The 20,566-nt window shown below is 66.0% G+C and carries 18 protein-coding genes; 7 read left to right on the top strand and 11 right to left on the bottom strand.

Annotated features, from left to right (window positions below; all coding sequences use genetic code 11):
* Positions 1 to 28 precede the first annotated feature (28 nt).
* Both AC51GT_RS22230 and AC51GT_RS22225 read right to left on the bottom strand, forming a co-directional pair.
* Positions 29 to 3,241, bottom strand: a complete 3,213-nt coding sequence (locus AC51GT_RS22230; protein WP_496330191.1) for an amino acid adenylation domain-containing protein — start codon at positions 3,239 to 3,241, stop codon at positions 29 to 31.
* Positions 3,242 to 3,332: 91 nt separating this feature from the next.
* A complete protein-coding gene (locus AC51GT_RS22225; RefSeq protein WP_496330190.1) occupies positions 3,333 to 4,202 on the bottom strand; it encodes a siderophore-interacting protein in 870 nt (289 codons plus the stop codon).
* Between the two features lie 146 nt (positions 4,203 to 4,348).
* Between AC51GT_RS22225 and entS the strand changes: the two genes are divergently transcribed.
* Together entS and AC51GT_RS22215 are read left to right on the top strand one after the other, a co-directional pair.
* Entirely contained in the window at positions 4,349 to 5,626 is a 1,278-nt protein-coding gene (entS, locus tag AC51GT_RS22220) for an enterobactin transporter EntS (RefSeq protein ID WP_496330189.1), read from the top strand.
* Between the two features lie 50 nt (positions 5,627 to 5,676).
* Positions 5,677 to 6,756: an iron-siderophore ABC transporter substrate-binding protein gene (locus AC51GT_RS22215; RefSeq protein WP_496330188.1), complete on the top strand. Its 1,080-nt coding sequence runs from the start codon at positions 5,677 to 5,679 to the stop codon at positions 6,754 to 6,756.
* 90 nt (positions 6,757 to 6,846) lie between these two features.
* On the opposite strand, the gene AC51GT_RS22210 is transcribed toward AC51GT_RS22215, so the two are convergent.
* From AC51GT_RS22210 to AC51GT_RS22195, 4 genes are read right to left on the bottom strand one after another with little or no spacing between them, the layout of a single operon-like run.
* Positions 6,847 to 7,284, bottom strand: coding sequence for a molybdenum cofactor biosynthesis protein MoaE (locus AC51GT_RS22210; RefSeq protein ID WP_496324685.1), 438 nt, complete (start codon positions 7,282 to 7,284; stop codon positions 6,847 to 6,849).
* A complete protein-coding gene (locus AC51GT_RS22205) occupies positions 7,284 to 7,793 on the bottom strand; it encodes a MogA/MoaB family molybdenum cofactor biosynthesis protein (protein ID WP_496330187.1) in 510 nt (169 codons plus the stop codon). The genes AC51GT_RS22210 and AC51GT_RS22205 overlap by 1 nt, the downstream gene beginning before the upstream one ends.
* Positions 7,786 to 8,280 (bottom strand): cyclic pyranopterin monophosphate synthase MoaC, encoded by a 495-nt coding sequence (moaC, locus tag AC51GT_RS22200; protein ID WP_496324687.1) that lies wholly within the window; start codon positions 8,278 to 8,280, stop codon positions 7,786 to 7,788. The genes AC51GT_RS22205 and moaC overlap by 8 nt, the downstream gene beginning before the upstream one ends.
* 3 nt (positions 8,281 to 8,283) lie before the next feature.
* On the bottom strand, positions 8,284 to 8,472 hold the full coding sequence (locus AC51GT_RS22195) for a hypothetical protein (protein ID WP_496325049.1): 189 nt from the start codon (positions 8,470 to 8,472) through the stop codon (positions 8,284 to 8,286).
* 6 nt (positions 8,473 to 8,478) lie between these two features.
* On the opposite strand from AC51GT_RS22195, the gene AC51GT_RS22190 reads away from it, so the two are divergent.
* Both AC51GT_RS22190 and AC51GT_RS22185 read left to right on the top strand, forming a co-directional pair.
* Positions 8,479 to 10,821, top strand: coding sequence for a helicase-associated domain-containing protein (locus AC51GT_RS22190; RefSeq protein ID WP_496330186.1), 2,343 nt, complete (start codon positions 8,479 to 8,481; stop codon positions 10,819 to 10,821).
* A gap of 74 nt (positions 10,822 to 10,895) precedes the next feature.
* A complete protein-coding gene (locus tag AC51GT_RS22185) occupies positions 10,896 to 12,548 on the top strand; it encodes a DNA repair helicase XPB (RefSeq protein ID WP_496330185.1) in 1,653 nt (550 codons plus the stop codon).
* Here AC51GT_RS22185 and AC51GT_RS22180 read toward each other — a convergent pair whose 3' ends face one another.
* Positions 12,549 to 13,382, bottom strand: coding sequence for an LppU/SCO3897 family protein (locus AC51GT_RS22180; protein ID WP_496330184.1), 834 nt, complete (start codon positions 13,380 to 13,382; stop codon positions 12,549 to 12,551).
* A 145-nt stretch (positions 13,383 to 13,527) separates the two neighbouring features.
* On the opposite strand from AC51GT_RS22180, the gene AC51GT_RS22175 reads away from it, so the two are divergent.
* A complete protein-coding gene (locus AC51GT_RS22175) occupies positions 13,528 to 14,685 on the top strand; it encodes a pyridoxal phosphate-dependent aminotransferase (protein ID WP_496330183.1) in 1,158 nt (385 codons plus the stop codon).
* A 71-nt stretch (positions 14,686 to 14,756) separates the two neighbouring features.
* Positions 14,757 to 15,785 (top strand): zinc-binding dehydrogenase, encoded by a 1,029-nt coding sequence (locus AC51GT_RS22170; protein WP_496330182.1) that lies wholly within the window; start codon positions 14,757 to 14,759, stop codon positions 15,783 to 15,785.
* 1 nt (position 15,786) lies between these two features.
* On the opposite strand, the gene AC51GT_RS22165 is transcribed toward AC51GT_RS22170, so the two are convergent.
* The gene (locus AC51GT_RS22165) at positions 15,787 to 16,806 is read right to left on the bottom strand and encodes a hemolysin family protein (protein WP_496324692.1); all 1,020 of its coding nucleotides are present in this window, start codon (positions 16,804 to 16,806) and stop codon (positions 15,787 to 15,789) included.
* Positions 16,799 to 18,160, bottom strand: coding sequence for a hemolysin family protein (locus AC51GT_RS22160; RefSeq protein WP_496324693.1), 1,362 nt, complete (start codon positions 18,158 to 18,160; stop codon positions 16,799 to 16,801). Before AC51GT_RS22160 ends, AC51GT_RS22165 begins: the two co-directional genes overlap by 8 nt.
* A gap of 212 nt (positions 18,161 to 18,372) precedes the next feature.
* On the opposite strand from AC51GT_RS22160, the gene AC51GT_RS22155 reads away from it, so the two are divergent.
* Positions 18,373 to 19,008, top strand: a complete 636-nt coding sequence (locus AC51GT_RS22155) for an alpha-ketoglutarate-dependent dioxygenase AlkB (protein ID WP_496324694.1) — start codon at positions 18,373 to 18,375, stop codon at positions 19,006 to 19,008.
* Positions 19,009 to 19,103: 95 nt separating this feature from the next.
* On the opposite strand, the gene AC51GT_RS22150 is transcribed toward AC51GT_RS22155, so the two are convergent.
* Together AC51GT_RS22150 and AC51GT_RS22145 are read right to left on the bottom strand one after the other, a co-directional pair.
* Complete coding sequence (locus AC51GT_RS22150) at positions 19,104 to 20,078, bottom strand: transposase (protein ID WP_496329362.1); 975 nt, start codon at positions 20,076 to 20,078, stop codon at positions 19,104 to 19,106.
* Positions 20,079 to 20,122: 44 nt separating this feature from the next.
* Positions 20,123 to 20,518 carry a hypothetical protein gene (locus AC51GT_RS22145; RefSeq protein WP_496324071.1) on the bottom strand — a complete coding sequence of 132 codons (396 nt, stop codon included), beginning with the start codon at positions 20,516 to 20,518 and terminating at the stop codon, positions 20,123 to 20,125.
* Positions 20,519 to 20,566: the final 48 nt, after the last annotated feature.

Here is a 20,566-nt window from a genome sequence, read left to right as displayed (position 1 = left end):
GACGATGTAGCGGGTCGCGAGCCGGTCGTCACAGTAGGTTGCCTTCGCCTTCGAACTCGTCGAGCTCTTCTTGCGAGAGCCCGGTGAACACTGCAGTGTCAGGTGCCACCCGCTGCCGCGGGTGGGCCTGCGGAGGAGCCGATACCGGCGTCGGAGGCGTCACCGGTGTGGCCAGCGGTGCCAGTACCGCAACGGTTCTCGATTCGAACACGTGTGCCGCCGTCAGCTTCAATCCCACCCGGGCAGCCGCGCCGACCACCCGGACCGCGGTGATGCTGTCACCACCGAGGCCGAAGAAATCATCCTCGACGCCCACCTGCGCAACACCGAGTACCTGTGCGAAGACAGCACACAGTGCTGACTCGATTTCGTTCTCGGGTTCTCTGGAATCGGTGACCATCGACGAGAAGTCCGGTGCAGGCAACGCCTTACGATCGAGCTTGCCGTTGGGCGTCTGCGGGAACCCGGTCACTTCGAGTACCGCTGCCGGGATCATGTATTCGGGCAGTGTCAGTCGCAGGTCATCGCGTATCTTCGCCCGGTCGACCGTCGCGCCGTCAACCACGCGGATGTACGCCACCAACTGCCCGCCGGTGGCGCCCGGAATCACCCTGGCGACACATCGATCCACACCGGCCATCGCGGCAACCGCGGTTTCCACATCACCGAGCTCGACCCGGAATCCACGGACCTTGACCTGATCATCGGTGCGTCCGAGACAGGCGAGCCGACCATCGGCCCCCCATCGTGCGAGATCACCGGTGCGGTACATCCGGCATCCCTGCTGATACGGATCGGCAACGAATCGGGCCGCCGTCAGATCGACCTGCCCGAAGTACCCCGTTGCGACACCGTCACCGGCGAGATAGAGCTCCCCGATCGCGCCCACCGGGACCGGTTGCAGCGCTCTGTCCAGGACGTAGGAGCGGGTATTGGCGATAGGCCTGCCGATGGTGATGTCGGCGCCGGAGCTCACCGCGGCCACCGTCGACCACACAGTCGTCTCCGTGGGGCCGTACATGTTCCAGACCGTTCTGGCGCCGGCACCGAGTTCTTCGGCAACCGATTCGGGCAACGGTTCGCCGCCCACCAGAACATCGACGCCATGCAGGTTCAGAGCCGGACCGAGCGTGAGCAACCCGGCCCACAGCGCAGGCGTCGCCTGCATGACATTCACACCGCCCGAACGGATCCGATCCGCGAGGGCCTGCGGATCCTGGATCTCGGCGTTGCCCGCCAGTACCACCGAACCACCCGAGATCAGGGGTGAGAACAATTCGAGCACCGCGATGTCGAACGAGATCGTGGTGACCGCCAGCATGACGGTATGCGGGCCGAATCCGAATCGATCACTCATGTCGCGGACCAGGTTTGCCATCGCCCGGTCACTGATGGCAACCCCTTTGGGCAATCCGGTGGAACCCGACGTATAGATCACGTAGGCCACCGAATCGGGTGTCCGGGGGGTACCCGACCGTCGCCCGGACCCGGCCGGATCCGGGCGAACCTCGCCGCGCGTCGCATCGAGGATGAGCGTGCGCGCAAGCTGCCGACCGGACAGGACCTCCGCGCAGTCCGTCGTGGTGAGGATGGTCCGCGGATCACTGTGCCCGAGCATGTATTCCACCCGGTCGGCCGGGAAGCGCGGATCGAGCGGGACGTATGCCGCACCCGCGGCCGATGTCGCCAGCAGGGCGACAACAAGCGTCGGCGTCCGGGGCAACAGGATGGCAACCGTGTCACCGGGACCGACGCCCTGCTCCCGCAGGCGATCGGCCAAGCGGTCGGTGGCCTGCACCAGCTCGCCGTAGCGCATCACATCGTCACCCGAGATGATCGCGATGCCATCCGGCGTGCGCTGCGCGGCGCGTCGGATCAGTTGCAGTACAGCGTCATTCGGATCGAACGTGACTTTGCGCCCGGTGGTGGGCAGCGCATCGACCTCACTCGGCGTCGGGACCGGGATCCGGCCGAGACGGCCCTGCGGTCCGGGCGCGAAGAATCGGTCGATGAACGCGACCAGACGCGCACCCACCGCCGCGAGTTCGGATTCGGTGTACCGCTCGGTGTCGGCGTCGATACACAACTCCACCGCACCGGTCCGTTCGATGCGTTGCGCGGTGATGCTCAGATCGGTCACCGGGCCGCGGGCAAGGGATTCCACCGATGCGTCCAGTCCGGCAAAGCGGATCCGGTCACCGAACGGTTTGATGTTGATGGACGGCCCGACGATCGGCGAGGATCCGCCCGACCTCACCGTCCGCGCGATGTCCTCTCCGCGGTATCTGGCATGTGCACCGATCCGCGACCTGGTCTGCGCAAACGACTCCATGACGTCGCCGGCGGTGCTTGCACGAGTGGTATGTATCCGCAGCGGAACAACATTCACCGACGTCGTCGGCACCCGGGTCGCGGGCGTGCCCATCCGCGCCATCATCGGGAATCCCAGGATCACGTCCTCGCGATTCGTCACGCGGGCCACGAAACCGGCAGCACCTGCCGCCAGTGCGTCGATCCAGGTGCCAGCGCCCGAGCCCGAACTGTTCATTGCATCGACCGTCTGCGGCGCCACCATGACCCGCTCGGTTCGCACCGATGCCGCAATCGCGGCCGGACCGGCATCCGGATGCGCAAGCGAGGGAGCCGGATCCGACCCGGCCACTTCCTGCGCCCAGAACTCTCGATCGGTGTCGAACTGCTCGCTCGCGCGATACCGCGCGTCGTCATCGACCACGTCGCCGATGGAGGTCACGAGCGGTTCGGCGCCGTCGTACGCTGCGGAGACCCTACGCATCAGGAGCGCGATACCGAAGGCGTCGAGCGCCGCGTGATGGGCGGCCAGGTGAAGAACGTGGGTGTGCGTGCCCAGGATGAGTACGGTCGCCCGCACGCAGGGCTGCGTCGCCGGATCGATGGCCACCGAATGCCGACGCCGCGCCCAGTCCCGTGCGGCCGATTCCGGTGACTGCTCCGCGGTGAGATCCACGACCTCGGTGGGGGGCGCCCGATGGCCGAGGGTCATCACCGCACCATCGGCATCAACCGTGAACCGGGCCGTCGCCACGTCGAGGACGGCAAATGTGGAATCCGTTGCGCGCACCAACCGCTCGACCTCGAGCGGGCCGCTCATCCACAAGAACTGCCCAACGACAAACGTTGGATTCCCCGGAGCGAGCGCCTGCGCCAGGAGGACGTTCTCCGAAGCACTGGACGTGCGCAGAACCTGCTGACGGAACTGCACGATGCTACTTCTCTTTCCCGAGAGGACAACCGGATCTTAGGTTAGCCTGACCATGGCATATGCAGTCAATCGGGATCTGGTTCGCCCCTGCTTACAGTCGGGACACCAGGGTTTCCGTCGCCTGGGCTCGCAGCGTGCGGACCCGCTCGAGAACTCCGCCGGTGACCGGCCGGCGCCAGTAACCGCTCGCGTCGAGCATCGTCTTGCCGACACCCAGCGACTTCGCCACTGCGCGGAGCTCGCGGACGGTCCCGGCCTCGCCGGCAATCCACATCCAGCCCTCACCGCCGGGAAGCACCAGAGAGTTGATGGCCGCGGCCAGCTGTTGACCGTCGGTGACGTCGTCGCGGCGTCTCAACCAGGTGATCCCGTCGATGTCGGACTGCTCATCGGCAGCATCGGGGACCACGGCGAACGCGTGAACCGGTGTACCGGCCGGCGGGGCATCGAGATAGTGCGCAATCGCCGGCAACGCGGTTTCGTCGCCGGCCAAGATCCACCAGGGCGCGCCCACCGGCGGTGTGGTGGTCACCTTCGGTCCCGCGAGATGAATACTGTCGCCCGGACGCACCGTGCGGGCCCACTCACCGGCAACGCCGTGACCGTGCAGCACGAAGTCGATGTCCAGCTCGCCGGCGGCCGCGTCGAAGCTGCGAACCGTGTACGACCGCGAGGTCGGCGCCGGACGCTTCGGCCAGTCGAGGTGACCGTCGTCCTGCTCGGGAAGTGTCAGCACGTTCGACTCCGGGTCCGAGAAGAAGAGCTTCACGTAGTCGTCCGGATTGTGCGTCGCGAACGGCGTGAGGTCGTAGCCGCCTGCGGTGAACGCACCGAGCTGTTCACCGCCGAGGGTCACACGCCGCATGTGCGGGGTCACATCGGCCACCCGGACAACGTGCAGATGTCGCAACACGATCGGTAGCGAGGTCCGCCGCGGATGGACATGTCGTTCGGTGCTCACGACTGCGCGGCCCCTTCGATTGGGTTGTGGCACGGACCACTGCGATACGATCTGATCGCCTTAGGGTAGCCAAACATGATTCATCGATGACCACTGGACCACCGACTCGGCGTTTTCGGTGCGTGCCACCCGAGAGGTACTGATCTGTGACTGCGGAACGAACGACCGGCAAACGCCGGGTCTTCCTCGATCTTCGACCACTGCGGGAGAGCGTGAACTTCCGTCGGATCTTCATCGCACGGACGATCTCCTTGCTCGGGATCGGGATGCTGACGGTGTCCGTGCCGATCCAGACATACGACCTCAGCGGATCGACGTTCGTGGTCGGCCTGGTGTCAGCGCTGAGCGGCCTCGCCACGATCGGCGGCATGCTCGCGGGCGGTGTACTCGCCGACCGATTCGATCGCCGAACCCTGATCCTGCTCTCCCGGTCCATCGCGGGCCTGACATTCGTCGGGCTCGGCATCAACGCGATCCTCCCGTCGCCGTCGGTCACCGCGATCGCGGTGCTGGCGGTGCTCAACGGGGCATTCGGATCGATCAGCGTTGCCGCATTGCTGTCGGTGATCCCCAGCCTGATCCCGTCCGACCAGATGATCGGAGTCGGCGCCCTCAACGCCCTGACGGTCCGGCTCGGCGCGGTGCTGTCCCCGCTGTTGGCCGGTCTCATCGTGGCGACCTGGTCGGTGTCGTGGAACTACTGGATCACCACCATCGGCACGGTGATCACGATCATCATCTTGTCCGGGCTCCCCCGCCTTCCGGCGCCGACTCACGAACCGCCGGAACCCGTCGAGGGCACAGCTGCCCCCGCCGGCGAATCCGCCGTGCAGTTCCTGCGCCGTGACCGCCTGGTCGGCGGTGTCATCGCGGTCGGTGTGATCGCGATGCTCGGCGGCGGACTGCTCTCGTTGATCCCGGCATTTGTCGACGAGCAATTCTCCGGGGATCCACGGACCACCGGACTGCTCTACGCCGCCGGTGCGATCGGCGCGGTGATCGCGTCGTTCACCAGCGGTTGGCTGTCCTACCTGCGCAGGCCCGGTTGGGTGCTGCTGATTGCACTGGTCATCGGGTTTGTCCTCCAGGGCGCGGTCGGCCCCGCCTCCACCGTCCTGATCGCCGCACCTCTGCTGATCGCGGTCGGCGCGGTGACAACCATCCAGGAAGTACTGCGTTACAACCTCATCCAGACCAATACCCCGGCCCGGCTGCTCGGCCGCGTCAACAGCCTGTGGGCCGCACAGGAAGTCGCAGGCATGTCGGTCGGCGCCCTGCTGGCCGGTGCCGTCGGCGGCTTCATGGCGGCATCGAGCGCGGTCACCGTCTACAGCGGCATCCTGCTCGTCATCGCACTCTGCGGAGCGGTGGTGTTGCGGCCGCTACGGACGTATTCGCCACCGAATTCGCCAGTGGTAAGGTGAGCCTTCCTTAAGGTATTCATGGAAACACGTTGAGCGACAGGAAAACAAGAATGGCGTCGGAGCGACGGTTTGAGAACACGCAGTGGCGTAGCCGCCTGATCGGCGTTGTCGCCGCGGGTACGATACTCCTTCCGCTGTTGGCGGCCTGCGGGTCCGACAGCGATGGCAACCAGACGAACGATGCCAGGAAGGCCACGGCAACCGCAGCCTCCTCGGAGTCCGCATCGGGCTTCCCGGTCACCGTGGGCGGTGCGTTCGGTGATGTCACCATCGAATCGAAGCCCGAGCGGGTCCTGGCGCTGAGTCCGACCGACGCAGACATCGTGCTCTCACTCGGCGTGACCCCGATCGCCATACCCACCAGTGCACAGACCGACTCGACGACCAACGGCACCGGACTGTTCCCCTGGGCGCAGGGCAAGTATCCGGCCGGGACACCCAAGTTGGATCTGAGCACCGCCCAGTCGTCCACTCTCGAAGCGATTCTGGCCCTCGAACCCGACGTCATGGTGGGCACCGCGTTCTACGGGCTGGTCGATCAGACGAATGCCGCCCTGGTGGACGTCGCACCGATCGTGTCGTACACGACCCAGGCGAACGGCGATTCCTGGCAGGACTCGACCCGTAAGGTCGCGAAAGCCCTTGGCCTGGAGGCCAAAGGTGAAGAGGTCATCGCCTCGGCGGATTCGACGCTCGCCGACGCCGCAGCGGCCAACCCACAGCTCAAGGGCAAGACGTTCAACGTCCTCATCACGCCGTCCGCATCCGACGTCTACATCCTGTGCTCGTCCGACGACAACCTGGGCCGCGTCATGAAGGAGTTCGGCATGGTGCTGTCCGACTACGCGCAGAGTGTCCCGTGCACCAACGGCCGGACCCAGGTCAGCTACGAAAGCCTGGAGAAGCTCGACTCCGATGTGCTGATCGTGTTCCCGGACACCTCGGACCAGATGAGCCTGCTCAGCGATCAGCAGCTGTGGAACAACCTGCCCGCCGTCAAACGTGGTGCCGTGGTGACGATCCCGAAGACCGACTCCGTCCCGGCCGCCCTGGCGTTCCCGTCGGCGAACAGCCTCGAATGGGCCGTCGATCAGATGACCCCGAAGATCGTGGAAGCTGCCGCGAAGTAGCCAACAGAGACAAATGATCGGCGCGGCGGTGAATATCTCACCGTCGCGCCGATTGTCATATTCCGGGGTATCGGAAAAGCCCGAGGACCCTCAGGCCGAACCGACCCACTCGTCGGTGCCGTCGGCGAAGATCTGGTGTTTCCACACCGGCAGCTGGGCTTTGACCTCGTCGACCAGCAGCGCGCACGTGGCAAACGCTGCCTGCCGATGATCGGCGGCCACAGCGACCACCAGTGCGGCGTCGCCGATGGCGAGGTTGCCGACCCGATGCGACACCGCAACGGCCCGGACACCTTCCGCGGCGGCGGCGACCTCGGCGACGACCTTTGCCACCACGTCGGCGGCGGTCGGATGGGCACTGTAGTTCAGCGCCGTCACGTCCCGGCCGCCGTCATGATTGCGCACTGCACCAACAAAACTCACGATGGCCCCGGCTGTGCCGTCGGCGGCATCACCGGCGAGTTGTTCGTGCACGGCGGTCGACAACGGCTCGGTGGTCACGGCGGCCAGCGCCACCACAGCTGCCATCAGTGATCACCTCCGTTGATCTGGTCGATCGCATGGTGCAGAACCGGCTCGAGAACCTCGAGTCCGTCCCGCACGCCTCCGCTCGAGCCCGGGAGGTTGACGATCAGTGTGCGCCCGGCAGTACCGACGATGCCACGCGAGAGGACCGCGGTGGGCACCTTCGGCAGACCGCTGCGCCGAATGGCGTCGGCCAGACCGGGTATGGCGCGGTCGATCACGGCTGCGGTCTGTTCCGGTGTGTGGTCGGTGGGGGTGAGCCCGGTTCCCCCGGTGGTGATGATGAGGGCGACACCGGCGGCAACAGCGCCGCGCAGGGCGTCGCCCACCGGGTCACCATCCGGGACGACCTGTGGCTGTCCGACCGCATAACCGCGCTCGCCGAGCCACGCGGCGATGATCGGCCCGCAACGGTCCGGGTACACGCCGGTCGCAGCCCGGGTGGAGGCCACCACGATCGCCGCGGTACGCGGCGTGGCGTGATCATCTCCCGGTGAACCGGACTCAGTCATCGTCGCGCTTCCAATGACCTTTCTTGCCACCGGTCTTCTCGGCAAGACCGATGTCGGTCATCTGTGCGCGGGGGTCGACCCCTTTGACCATGTCGTGCAGGGTCAGGCCGGTGACGGCAACAGCGGTCAGCGCTTCCATCTCGACGCCGGTGCGATCGGTGGTGACGGCTGTGGCGCGCACCCCGATGGTGCTCTGGCCGAGTTCGAAGTCGACGCCGACGGAACTGAGCGCGACCTGGTGACAGAGCGGGATCAGTTCCGGGGTCTTCTTGGCCGCCATGATCCCGGCGATCCGGGCCGTCGCCAACGCATCGCCCTTGGGCAGCCCGCCCGACGACAGCAACCCGATCACTTCGGCGGTGGTCACAAAAGTGCCCGTGGCCACAGCCTTTCGGGTGGTGGCGGGCTTGCCTCCGACATCGACCATCTTCGCTGCCCCGGACTCATCGAGATGAGTCAGGCGCCCCGAATCCGATGAGGGATCCACCGATCAGCGATTGACCGTGGTGCGGGGATGGAGGTATGGAAGATCGCTCGGATCCAGCGGAAAGGTGATGTCGCCGAACGGTGACAGCGATCCGGAACGATCCGACGTGAATTCGCTGACAGCGTGCTCGCCGTCGGCGACCTCGGGCCAACCATTGTCCACATACTTCTTCTTTTCAGCCACGGCGGTCATTGTGCCATGAGCGGCGCGCATATCATCTACTGGATGAGCCCCGACCAGCCAATCAGCCTGGCCGACGACCTCGCCTCGCGCAGCGACGAACAACTGCTTGATCTGTTGCAGGCGCGGCCCGACCTGGCAAGCCCACCTCCGCCGGGTGTTGCGATCCTCGCCCAACGCGCGTTGTCGGCGGCCTCGATCAATCGATCCGGCGAAGATCTGGACCTGCTCGCAGTGGCCGTCCTCGAAACCCTGAGTACATTGCGACGGGAATCCGGCGGCGGACCCGTCGCCGCCACCGCCATCGTCGAAGCCCTCGCGGATCGTGCGGATCCGGCCGCGATCAACGCCCGCATCGATTCACTCATCGCGTTGGCGCTGATCTGGGGTCCGCCCGAAGCCCTGCAGACCGGACCGCATATGCCGGCCGCGTGGCCCTGGCGCTCGCCGCTGGCGACCGCGCCGATCAACCTGCTGGACCTCGAGGAGATCCGGAAGAAGATCGATGCCGTCGGTGAGCGCGAACGCGAACTGTTGACCACGCTGTCCACCGGCCCCGGCCTCGGTCGCACCCGGGACGCCGCACTCGGCCCCGACTCCGACCGGCCGGTCCCACAACTGGTCCACCAGGACCTGCTCGTGGTGGTGGACGACCAGACCGTCGAACTGCCGGTGGTGGTCGGGCAGCTGTTGCGCGGCGAGGATCCGGCCGAACCCAAGAGTCTGCGCCCACCGGAACTGACCGGCGGCGGCGGACGCAAGATCGGTCTCGGCGAGGTCGACGCGGCCGCCGCGGGTGAAGCCATGGAATTCTTGCGGCACAGCACGGACGTGCTGGAGGCTCTCGGTGCACAGCCCGCCACGGTCCTGCGGGCCGGCGGGATGGGCGTCCGCGAGATCCGCCGCCTGACCAAGGTGGTCGGCGTGGACGAAAAGCGCATGGGGTTGGTGCTCGAGGTGCTGGCCGGGCTGCGACTGATCGATTCCGGATTCCCAGAGCCCGACATGTCCGACGGCCTGGAACCGTCTTGGGCACCAACGACATCCGCCGACAGCTGGATGCACCAGAGCACCGAACGGCGCTGGTTCTCGATTGCGTCGGCGTGGATCGACCTACACCGTCGCCCGTGGCAGATTGGCGACCGGACGCCCGAGGGCACGATCATCGGCGCGCTGGTCGGCTCGATCGCGGAGGGTGCCGCCCGTGCCGAACGGATGCTGATCCTCCAAGCGCTGGCCGAGGCGAAACCGGGTGCCGCGGTCGATCCCACATCGGTCGCGCGACAGATCACCTGGCGTCATCCTCGCTGGATACGTCGGTTGTCACAGACGACGATCGCCGAGACTCTCTCGGAGGCACAGGCCTTGGGTCTGGTCGCCCACGGCGCGCTGACGTCCGCGGGCCGGGAGATCGTCGCTGCCGGCACGGCCGAGGACATCGAGTCGCAGACGCTCGCCGCGATGGCGCGGTCCATTCCGGCGCCGATCGACTTCTTCCTGGCCCAGGCGGATCAGACGATCACCGCACCCGGACCACTGACACCCGAGCTCATCGCCGACCTCAGTCTCGTCGCGGATCTCGAATCCGGCGGCGCCGCATCGGTGTACCGGGTCTCCGAAGCGTCCGTCCGCCGCGCACTCGACGCCGGGCGCACCGGCACCGAGTTGATCACCTTCTTCACCTCCCATTCGAAAACTCCGGTGCCGCAGTCGATCTCCTATCTGATCGATGACGTCGCACGCAAACACGGACAGCTGCGCGTCGGTGTCGCCAGCACGTTCATCCGATGTGAGGATCCGACCACACTGGCCGCGGTGCTCAGCTCGCCGGTCGCCGAGGAGCTCTCGCTGCGTGCGCTGGCCCCGACCGTCGCGGTGACGTCCGAACCTTTGATCGGCGTGCTCGATCAACTTCGGGCCGCGGGGTTCGCCCCGGCCGGTGAGGACGCGACGGGTGAACTCGTGGACCTGCGGTTCCGGGGGGCTCGGCTTCCGACGCCGCGCGAACGTCAGGGTTCGCGCAAACCGTCGCTGTCGTTGCCCAGCCGGGATCGACTCGGCGCCGTGGTCTCCCACATGCGCTCGCAGGATGCGGCCAACTCGGCAACGCTGGTCCGGCCGGGCAAGGGCGGTTCGTCGGTGACCGGCGGCGGCCTGCCGGCCGCCACCCTGCTGCAGAAGGCACTGAACTCGAAGAGCACCGTCCGCCTCGGCTACGTCAACGCGGAGGGCTTCGCCAGCCGTCATGTGGTGGTCCCCCGGTTGATCGGTGCCGGCCAGGTGATCGCCACCGAACCCGGCAACGACGAGGAGCACCGGTTCTCCCTGCACCGCATCACCACGGTCGAAATGGTCGACTGACCGCCGACCCCGCAGAGAGAGCCACGTCACCCCTACGTGGCACAAACACGCACTTCCCAGGACAATGGATCCTTGTGACCGACGGACCCCTGATCGTGCAATCCGACAAGACCCTGCTTCTCGAGGTCGACCATCCCCGAGCTGCCGAAGCGCGCGCCGCCATCGCGCCGTTCGCAGAGCTCGAGCGCGCCCCCGAACACGTGCACACCTACCGGGTGACACCGCTGGCGCTGTGGAACGCCCGGGCGGCCGGCCACGACGCCGAACAGGTGGTGGATGCGCTGGTCAGCTTCTCGCGCTACGCCGTGCCGCAGCCCCTGCTCATGGATGTCGTCGACACCATGGGGCGCTTCGGACGGCTGCAACTGGTCAAGAGCCCGGTCCACGGACTGACCCTGGTGAGCTTCGATCGCGCGGTCCTCGTCGAGATCATGCGCAACAAGAAGATCGCTCCCATGCTCGGCGAACGCGTCGACGACGACACCGTCATCGTGCATCCGTCCGAGCGCGGACGGCTCAAGCAGGTATTGCTCAAGGTCGGCTGGCCGGCCGAAGACCTCGCCGGATACGTCGACGGCGAGGCCCACGCCATTTCACTCGACGAGAGCGGCTGGGAGCTGCGCGACTACCAGCAGTTGGCTGCCGATTCGTTCTGGGCCGGTGGTTCCGGAGTGGTGGTCCTGCCGTGTGGCGCCGGCAAGACGATGGTCGGCGCAGCCGCCATGGCCAAGGCTCAGGCGACCACACTGATCATGGTCACCAACACCGTCGCCGGACGGCAGTGGAAGCGCGAGCTGATCGCGCGGACCTCGCTCACCGAGGAAGAGATCGGCGAGTACTCCGGCGAACGCAAAGAGATCCGGCCGGTCACCATCGCGACCTATCAGGTGATGACCCGCAAATCGAAGGGCGAATACCGCAACCTCGATCTCTTCGATTCCCGGGACTGGGGCCTGATCATCTATGACGAGGTCCACCTGCTGCCCGCTCCGGTGTTCCGGATGACCGCCGATCTGCAGTCACGCCGCCGGCTCGGCCTGACCGCCACGCTCGTCCGCGAGGACGGCCGCGAAGGCGATGTGTTCAGCCTGATCGGCCCCAAGCGCTACGACGCACCGTGGAAAGACATCGAGGCACAGGGCTGGATCGCACCTGCCGAATGCATCGAGGTGCGGGTGACCCTGACCGACAACGAACGCCTCGAGTACGCGGTGGCCGAACCCGAAGAGAAGTACAAGCTCTGCTCCACCGCGCACACCAAGATCAACGTCGTGAAGTCGATTCTGGAGCAGCACAAGGGCTCCCAGACCCTGATCATCGGCGCCTACCTCGACCAGCTCGACGAACTCGGCGAGGCGCTCGACGCCCCGGTCATCAAGGGATCGACCAAGAACAAGGAGCGCGAGGAACTGTTCGCCAGGTTCCGCACCGGTGAGATCCAGACGCTGGTTGTCTCGAAGGTGGCCAACTTCTCCATCGACCTGCCCGAGGCCTCCGTCGCCGTCCAGGTCTCGGGAACATTCGGGTCCCGGCAGGAAGAGGCCCAGCGCCTCGGTCGCCTGCTACGGCCGAAAGCCGATGGCGGACAGGCCCATTTCTACTCCGTGGTCTCCCGCGACACCGTCGACGCCGATTATGCGGCCCACCGGCAGCGCTTCCTCGCCGAGCAGGGTTACGCCTACCGGATCACCGACGCCGACGACCTGCTCGGCCCGGCCATCGGCTGATCACCCGGCAGGACTGCCCAAGCAGAATCCGAGCGGCTTGGGCCGGTCGAACGTTATCGCGCCGGCACACCCGGGGACGGTGGTCGAGTCGACCCTGGCGAGCACCTTGACCACCGTGTTGATCTGGCTGCTCCCGACCTCACAGGGCACCTCTTTCATCCCGGTCAGTGAGGCGACGGGGACCTCGTAGCAGTTGCCTTCCTGAAAGTTGGGCACCAGGCAGAGTTTCGTTTCGTCCTCACCGGTCTGCGTCAGTTCCGAATACTGCTCTCCACCACATGATTCGGTGCGCGAATCGAGCTTCTCGGCGACGATGAAGTTCAGCGGCGATGTGGTGCCGCAGTCGATGATGTCGAAGTCGGCGTCCGAGTTGGCGCCGGTCACGGTCACACAGTCGCCGGCCCGGACGTCATCGATGTCGTCGGCGAGGACAGCTGCCAGCGCCACCACCGCGATGGCCCCGGCGACCAGAACAGCGGCCACCACGGCGAGCACCACCCACACCGTGCGCTTCTTACGAGGCGGCGGTGGCTGGTGATTGCCGTACGGACTCCCGCCGTATTGCGGGACCGCGCCGTATTGCGGGACCGCGCCGTACTGCCCGGCACCGGGCTGCTGCGGATACTGCTGACCGAACTGCGGATCGGCCGGACCGGGCAGCGGGTACGGCTGACCGGGGAACGCGGGCGGCGGATAGGCCGGGCCGGGCGCGGGACCATGGCCCGGTGCCGGCGGTGGGTATTGCCGGCCATCGGGATTCTGCTCGCCGTAGGGGTCGTTCCCACCCGGACCACTGGCTCCCGGCGCGCCGGGATAGGGACCTCGATCTGACACGCGACACCTTCCGATGACCGAAAATGCTGAGGATCTGAGCCTAACCGCTGACGAGGGCGGGACGGAGGTGGAGCGGATCTCCGGCGGTGCGCCCGGAGTAGCGTTGGAGAACGCGAGCAACTTTCGTCCCAGGAGGCCACCACAGATGCGGACCGTCAAGCGGCTACAACCCTTCTCGTCGACCATCTTCGCCGAGATGTCCCAGTTGGCCGCCCAGCACGATGCCATCAATCTCGGGCAGGGTTTCCCGGACACCGACGGCCCGGAAACCATGCTCATGGTCGCCCAGGACGCGATCGCGACCGGGCACAACCAATACCCACCCGGCGCCGGGATCCCGGCGCTGCGGGCGGCGGTCGCCCGGCACCAGCTCGACCACTATGGCCTGCACTACGATCCCGACAGCGAGGTCCTGATCACGGTCGGCGCCACCGAGGCGATCACCGGTGCGGTTGTCGGTCTGGTCGAACCAGGTGCCGACGTGGTGATGATCGAGCCGTATTACGACTGTTATGCCGCCGCCACCGCGATGGCCGGGGCCAACCGCGTCACCGTCCCACTGGTTCCCGACGGCGACGGCTTCACCCTCGACCGTGACGCACTGCACCGCGCGATCACCGCCGACACCGCGCTGGTGATCATCAACTCACCGCACAACCCCACCGGCACGGTCCTTTCCGACGATGACCTGCAGGCCATCGCCGACGCCTGCATCGACAACGACGTCGTGGCGCTGACCGACGAGGTCTACGAGCACCTTGTGTTCGACAACCGGACCCACACACCGCTGGCCACGCTGCCGGGGATGAGGGAGCGGACGCTGCGGGTCAGCTCGGCCGGTAAGACGTTCAACTGCACCGGTTGGAAGGTCGGCTGGATCAGTGGTCCGGCCGAGCTCGTCGCCGCCGCCCGCACCGCCAAACAGTTCATGAGTTACGTCGGCAGCGGACCGTTCCAGCCGGCCGTGGCCTGCGCACTGAACACCGAGATGGAGTGGGTTCGCCGGTCCGCGGCCCGCCTGCAGCGCAGCCGCGACCTCATCACCGGTGCACTGACCGATGTCGGTTTCGAGGTGCACCGCAGCGAGGGCACCTACTTCGTCTGTGCCGATCCCCGGCCGCTGGGCTATCACGACGGCGCCGCCTTCTGCCGCGACCTACCCGAACGGATCGGCGTCGCGGCGGTACCGGTCAGCGCCTTCGTCGACCATCAGGACCAGTGGAGCCACCTGGTGAGGTTTGCTTTTGCCAAGCGCGACAACGTGATCGAGCAGGCTGCAGAGCGGTTGCGCGCCCTGGCCTGAAGGCTGACACACAGGCCGCGGCGCCCCACGCGGTTGACTTCATGCGCGCTTGAAGTTCTACGGTCCGATACATGGACCCAACCGATACGACCGGCCGAACGACGATGCGCGCAATCGAAGTTCGGGAGTTCGGTGACCCACAGGTGCTTCACCTCGGCCACGCACCGGTCCCCTCCCCCACAACCGGGCAAGTCCTGATCGAGGTCGCTGCCGCGGATGTGATGTTCCTCGATGCCCGCCTTCGCAGCGGATGGAGTACCGACCACTTCAAGATGCCGCTCCCCTACACACCAGGCGGCGGGGTCGGCGGCACCATCGTCGAGGTGGCAGACGACCGGGACCGATCGTTGCTCGGCCGACGGGTGATCAGCAAGACCGCCGCGAGCGGAGTTGTCGGTGGTCTACCGATCGGCGGTTATGCCGAGTTCACGCTCGCCCGCGCCGATCTGGTCGTACCGATCCCCGACGAGCTCGCCATCGAGGACGCCACCGCCCTGGTTCATGACGGGCGCACAGCCCTGGCGGCATTTGACACCGCCGGGGTCACTCCCGGCGATCGGGTACTGATCACCGGCGCGGCCGGCGGACTGGGAACCCTGTTGACCCAGCTGTCCAGGAACGCGGGTGCAGAGGTGATCGCCGGTGTGAGCAGTGCGTCAAAAGCACAATTGTCCACTGCCCTCGGCGCAACAGCCGCGGTACGTTACGACTCCGACAGCTGGCCGGAGCAGGTCCGCGAAGTCACCGGCGGAGACGGCGTCGACGTGGTGTTCGACGGGGTCGGCGGATCGCTCGGCGCCATCGCCGCAGCCACCTTGCGGCCCGGCGGACGGTTTCTTGGATACGGTTCGGCGGCAGGAACGTTCGCAGACGTCCAGAACACCACGACCGATGTGACCGCGACGCCGCTGCGTCAACTCACCATGAATCCGTCCCTCGACTGGCAAGGGTTGCCACACCGAGCGGTGCGGATGGCCGCGGACGGTGAACTGAAGGTCTATGTCGGACAGACCTTTCCGCTCGCCGATGCCGCGGCGGCCCACACGACGATCGAATCTCGCGCCGGCCTCGGCCGCACCCTGCTCGTGACGGCTCCGTAGGTCAGGCCCCGGCGGTGACACCTGACGTCGGCAGCAGTTTCTGGACCACATCGTTCATGGTCAACAGGCCACAGGCCTGCGCCCCGTCGGTCACCACGGCCAGATGCCCGCGGGTTTCCCGCATGGTCTGCAGCGCCTCGTAGACCGGCGTTGCCGCGGCCAGCGTCAGCACCGGACGCATCAACTCGCCGGCCGTGGTGGTCGGCGGCACGGTCAGGCTGTCCCGAACGTGCACCACGCCTTCGATTCCGGCATTGCCGCTGACCAGCAACCGCAGGTGTCCGGACGTGTATCCGGCCGCCCGGATGTCGGCAGCGGTGGCGTCGACGTCGATGGAACTCGGTGCCACGCCCCGGTTCACCAACTCGCCGACGGTCAGATTCTCGAGTTCCAGTGCCACCGCCAGTTGGCCGTGGTACCGCTCGTCGAGCGTGCCGACAGTCGCCGAATGCTCCACCAGGTGCCTCAGCGCGTCCGAATCCTGTCCGGTGTCAACCTGATCCACCGGCGTCACACCGACCTTGACCAGCAGCCAGTTCGCCATCCTGTTGAGGGTGAGCAGCAGCGGCCGCGTGAGCCACATGAATCCGCGCATCGGCAACGCCAGCATGGTCGCGGACTTCTCGGGATGCGCGATCGCCCACGATTTCGGGGCCATCTCCCCCACCACGAGATGCAGGAAGGTCACGATGACCAGGGCGAGAACGAAGCCCAGCACATCGGCGAGCCACAGCGGGGCGCCCCAGCTGTCGAACATCGGGGTGAGCCAATGGTGCACAGCCGGTTTGGTCACCGCACCCAACGCCAGGGTGCAGACGGTGATGCCCAGCTGTGAGCCGGCCAGCAGGACCGACAGTTCGGACGCGCTGCGCAACGCTGCCCGCGCCGCCCGACTGTCCGGTGCCGCGTCCTCGAGCCGATGCCGTCGGGCGGCGATCAGCGCGAACTCCACCGCGACAAAAAATGCCGACGCGGCGATCAGCGCCACCGTGATGGCCACGATGACCCAGGGGTTACTCATCGTCGACTCCCTTCGTCACCGTCAACGTCACGAAGAGTGTTGCGGGCACATGCGATTCGATCGATGTCACTTCGGCGATCAGTTTGCGTACCGGCGCATCCTCGTCATTGACCAGGTCGGCCGGGTCGGGCTGCAGCTCGATCTCGATCCGTTCACCGACCTCGGGAAGTCCGGCATATTGCGCGACAACCGCGCCTGCCAGTGTCTCGAAATCACCTTCGGGCAGGCTGTACCCGACGATCCGCTCCACCTCGTCCACGTGCAGGTCACCGGGCATCGTCCAACCGTCCTGGGCATTGCCCGCCACGATCGCCCCACCCTCGGGGTCGTGCTCGTCGGCGATCTCACCGACCAGTTCTTCGGCGATGTCCTCGACGGTGATGACCCCGGAGAATCCACCGTATTCGTCGACGACCAGTGCCATCGCATCGGATTCTTCGGTCAGGTGGGCCAGGACCTGCGGTAACGGCAGCGTGGTCGGCACGACCACGGCCGGGCGTGAACGCGTCAGGGCGGTGCCGGTTGTCGAGTCCTCGAGCAGATCGTGCAGGTGGATCACACCCAACAGGTCGTCCGAGGTCTCACCGATCACCGGGTACCGGGTATGGCCGGTACCCATCAGTTCCACCACGTCGGACACGGGCAGGTCTGCGTGCACCGTGCCGACCCGGGACCGCGGGATCATCGCGTGTTCGGCTGTCCGCGTCGGGAAGTCGAGAATCCGGTCGAGCAACGTCGACAACTCGGCAGGCAATTCGCCGGCATCGCGGGAGTTCGCGACGATGTGTTCGAGGTCGCGTGCGGTCGCCGAGTGTTCGACGTCGTGCACCGGCTCGATCCGCAAAGCGCGCAGAAGCAGGTTCGACGATTGGTCGAACAGCCAGATCAGCCAACCGAACAAGCGGAGGTACCACGTGGTCGATATGGCCAGCCACCGTGCGACCGGTTCCGGGCGGGCAATGGCGAGGTTCTTCGGGAACAGTTCACCGAACAGCATCTGCACCAGCGTCGAGAAGGCGACGGCGATGATCGCACCGATCGCGATACCGACAGCGGTCGGGATGCCCACGCCACCGAGCAGTTCACCGACGCCCTCGCCGATGAGGGGTTCGGCGACGTAACCGACGAGCAGGCCGGTGACGGTGATGCCGAGCTGTGCTCCGGAGAGCATGAACGATGTGCGCCGCGTGACGGCGAGCGCGCGGGCCGCGCCGCTGTCGCCGGCCTCCGCACGCGCCTTGAGTCGCGAGCGGTCCACGGACATGTATGCGAACTCTTGGGCAACGAAATAGCCGGTGAGCGCGGAGATGAGAAGTACAACGAGGATGCCGAGAGCGATGGACACGAGCGTCAACGCGGAGTCGACCCCGCTTCGGCCGTACGGTCAATGGCGAGGGGTCTATCTGTGCGCGGTGCGCTGGCCATGGCTCTTTCTGCGGTTATGCGGGTCGATTCCACCGCGCCTGACAGACGCAGATGGTAATGGGTTCGTAAATAAACTGCGTTCCAGCATACCGGATACGGAATTTTGTCGTACATATGTTCTAATCGCGGTAGAGTCGACCCATGAGCCCCGGACGACAGGTGTCGCTGTTCGAGGACCTGAGCGACACCTCCACCCCCACCCTGAACCCGCTATCCGGAAACGTGATCCGGCGAGAACTCGCGGACGGCGCCTGGGTCGATCTGCGTCCGGCCTGGGTCAGCGGCGCCGACGACCTCTTCGATTGCCTGCACACCGACGTGCGGTGGCGCGCCGAACGGCGGCAGATGTATGACCGCGTCCTCGATGTCCCCCGCCTGGTCTGCCAGTACCCCGACGCCGGAAACGGACCACACCCGATGCTCGGCACGTGCCGCGACACCCTCACCGACCATTACCGCGCAGAGTTGCCGGAGGGATTCGCCTCGGCCGGCCTGTGTCTGTACCGCAGCGGCAACGACAGCGTCGCCTGGCACGGTGACACCATCGGCCGAGGCAAGTCAGAGGACACCATGGTCGCGATCCTCTCGCTGGGCTCCCCCCGCGCGCTGTTGTTGCGGCCCGTCGGCGGCGGCGCGTCCCTGAAGTTCACACTCGGCCACGGCGACCTGCTGGTGATGGGCGGCAGCTGCCAGCGCACCTGGCAGCACGCCGTACCGAAGACCACCGGCGTCGGCCCTCGCGTGAGTGTGCAATTCCGTCCCCCCGGGGTCTGGTAACCGCCGAGCGTGCCGAAATCACCGCCGAGCGTGCCCTAATCACCGCCGAACGTGCCGAAATTGCATGAGGCCGGTAGATGTCAACCTGTGTGGAGTCATTTTGTGGCGGGTTGGGGTCCGGTGGAGTTGATTCCTGACCAGTTCGGGGCGGGTGGGGCGGTTGGTGGTTGGCGGAATCGGTCTGGGTGTTCGGTGTAGTAGGCGTCGAGTGCTTGTTGCCGGCGGCGGTGGGTTTCTCGCCAGGATCCGTCGTGGACGTCGTTGGGTGTGTAGAGGCTGATGCCGCTGTGGCGGTGGTGGTTGTTGTACCAGTCGGTGTAGGTGGTGACGTAGTTGCGGGCGTCGTTGAGGGTTTCGAAGATGCCGGGGAAATGTTTGCGGTGTTTGAGGGTTCGGAACTCTGACTCGGAGTACGGGTTGTCGTTAGAGACGCTGGGACGTGAGTGCGATTCGTTGATCTTGTTGTTGCCGAGCATGGTTTTCATGGCATCGGAGCGCATCGCTGATCCTGAATCTGCGTGTACCCATTGGGGTTTGGTTCCTTCTGTGGTGAATGCGGTTTCGAACATTTCCACTGCCATGTAGTCGAGTTCACGGTTTTCGACGCGGTTGGCGATGATCTTGCGGGAGAAGATGTCGATGATTGAGTACACCTTGAATGCTTGTCCGCGGTAAGGGGCTTTGAAGTCGGTGATATCCCAGGACCAGATTTGGTTCGGTCCGGTGGCCAGCAGTACGGGTTTTTCGCGGGGCCCGGTTTTGGTGCGGTGGGTTTTGACTGGTCGCTGTGATTGTTCCAAGGCTGCGGCGTAGCGCCACCAGGTGCGGCGTGAGCCGACTGTTATGCCCTGGTCCCAGGCGGTGGCGTAGGCCTGGTCGACGGAGTCGCCGCGCGTCCAGGCCCGTAGTACGTGCTCCTCGATCGTGGTGATCTCGGTCAGATTCAGTGCGTGTGGTTGGTGGCGTTGGGGGTGTGAGATCGGGTTGCTCACCCGGTTTCGGGGGCGTTGGCGGTATTGCCAGGTTGACCGTGAAATATTCAGTACGGCAAGGGCTTTGCGTTGGCTCATCCCGGGTAGCTGTGCAAGTAGGGTGACCAGCATGTTTTCGGAGGTCAGGAACTGGGTGGCTCGGGTGGAGTGGGGGTGTCGTCGGGCGTGTGCTCGCTCCACTTGTGCATGAGCCCGATAGCTTTTCCCAACGCGTCGTTGGCCGCTCGTAAGGAGGAGTTTTCCTCGTGGAGTTCGGCCAGTTGCGCGTCGTGTTCGCGTTGTTGTTGGGTCAGGAGTTTTTCCAGATCCTCAAGTCGAGCAGGGTGGCTGGTCATTCCTCGAGTCTTGCGAGGTACGAGGTCGCGGTCAAGGTCGCCGTGGAGATAGGCGCTGCGCCAGCGTGCTAACTGTCGGAGGCTGAACGGTTTGTCCTGCAGCCAGGCGGTCTTGCTGCCGTGGCGCTGTTGGAGGTAATCGAGGACGAACTCTCGTTTCTCATCGGTGGTGAAGGCGAGCATCGGGCTTCCTCTCGGTGCGGTGACTCACCTTGAGGCTGACACGGAGGG

The organism is Williamsia sp. z34, from assembly GCF_059553395.1.
The sequence above is the reverse complement of the archived record's forward strand: the minus strand, read 5'-3'. Positions and strand labels throughout refer to the sequence as shown.

Bases quoted from the DNA above. Each gene is read 5' to 3' on its own strand.
- AC51GT_RS22175 (WP_496330183.1), top strand. From the start codon at position 13,528: ATGCGGACCGTCAAGCGGCTACAACCCTTCTCGTCGACCATCTTCGCC.
- AC51GT_RS22165 (WP_496324692.1), bottom strand. From the start codon at position 16,806: ATGAGTAACCCCTGGGTCATCGTGGCCATCACGGTGGCGCTGATCGCC.
- AC51GT_RS22150 (WP_496329362.1), bottom strand. From the start codon at position 20,078: ATGAGCCAACGCAAAGCCCTTGCCGTACTGAATATTTCACGGTCAACC.
- AC51GT_RS22210 (WP_496324685.1), bottom strand. From the start codon at position 7,284: ATGGCAGCTGTGGTGGCGCTGGCCGCCGTGACCACCGAGCCGTTGTCG.
- AC51GT_RS22195 (WP_496325049.1), bottom strand. From the start codon at position 8,472: ATGACCGCCGTGGCTGAAAAGAAGAAGTATGTGGACAATGGTTGGCCC.
- AC51GT_RS22190 (WP_496330186.1), top strand. From the start codon at position 8,479: ATGAGCGGCGCGCATATCATCTACTGGATGAGCCCCGACCAGCCAATC.
- AC51GT_RS22205 (WP_496330187.1), bottom strand. From the start codon at position 7,793: ATGACTGAGTCCGGTTCACCGGGAGATGATCACGCCACGCCGCGTACC.
- AC51GT_RS22155 (WP_496324694.1), top strand. From the start codon at position 18,373: ATGAGCCCCGGACGACAGGTGTCGCTGTTCGAGGACCTGAGCGACACC.
- AC51GT_RS22215 (WP_496330188.1), top strand. From the start codon at position 5,677: ATGGCGTCGGAGCGACGGTTTGAGAACACGCAGTGGCGTAGCCGCCTG.
- AC51GT_RS22145 (WP_496324071.1), bottom strand. From the start codon at position 20,518: ATGCTCGCCTTCACCACCGATGAGAAACGAGAGTTCGTCCTCGATTAC.
- AC51GT_RS22170 (WP_496330182.1), top strand. From the start codon at position 14,757: ATGGACCCAACCGATACGACCGGCCGAACGACGATGCGCGCAATCGAA.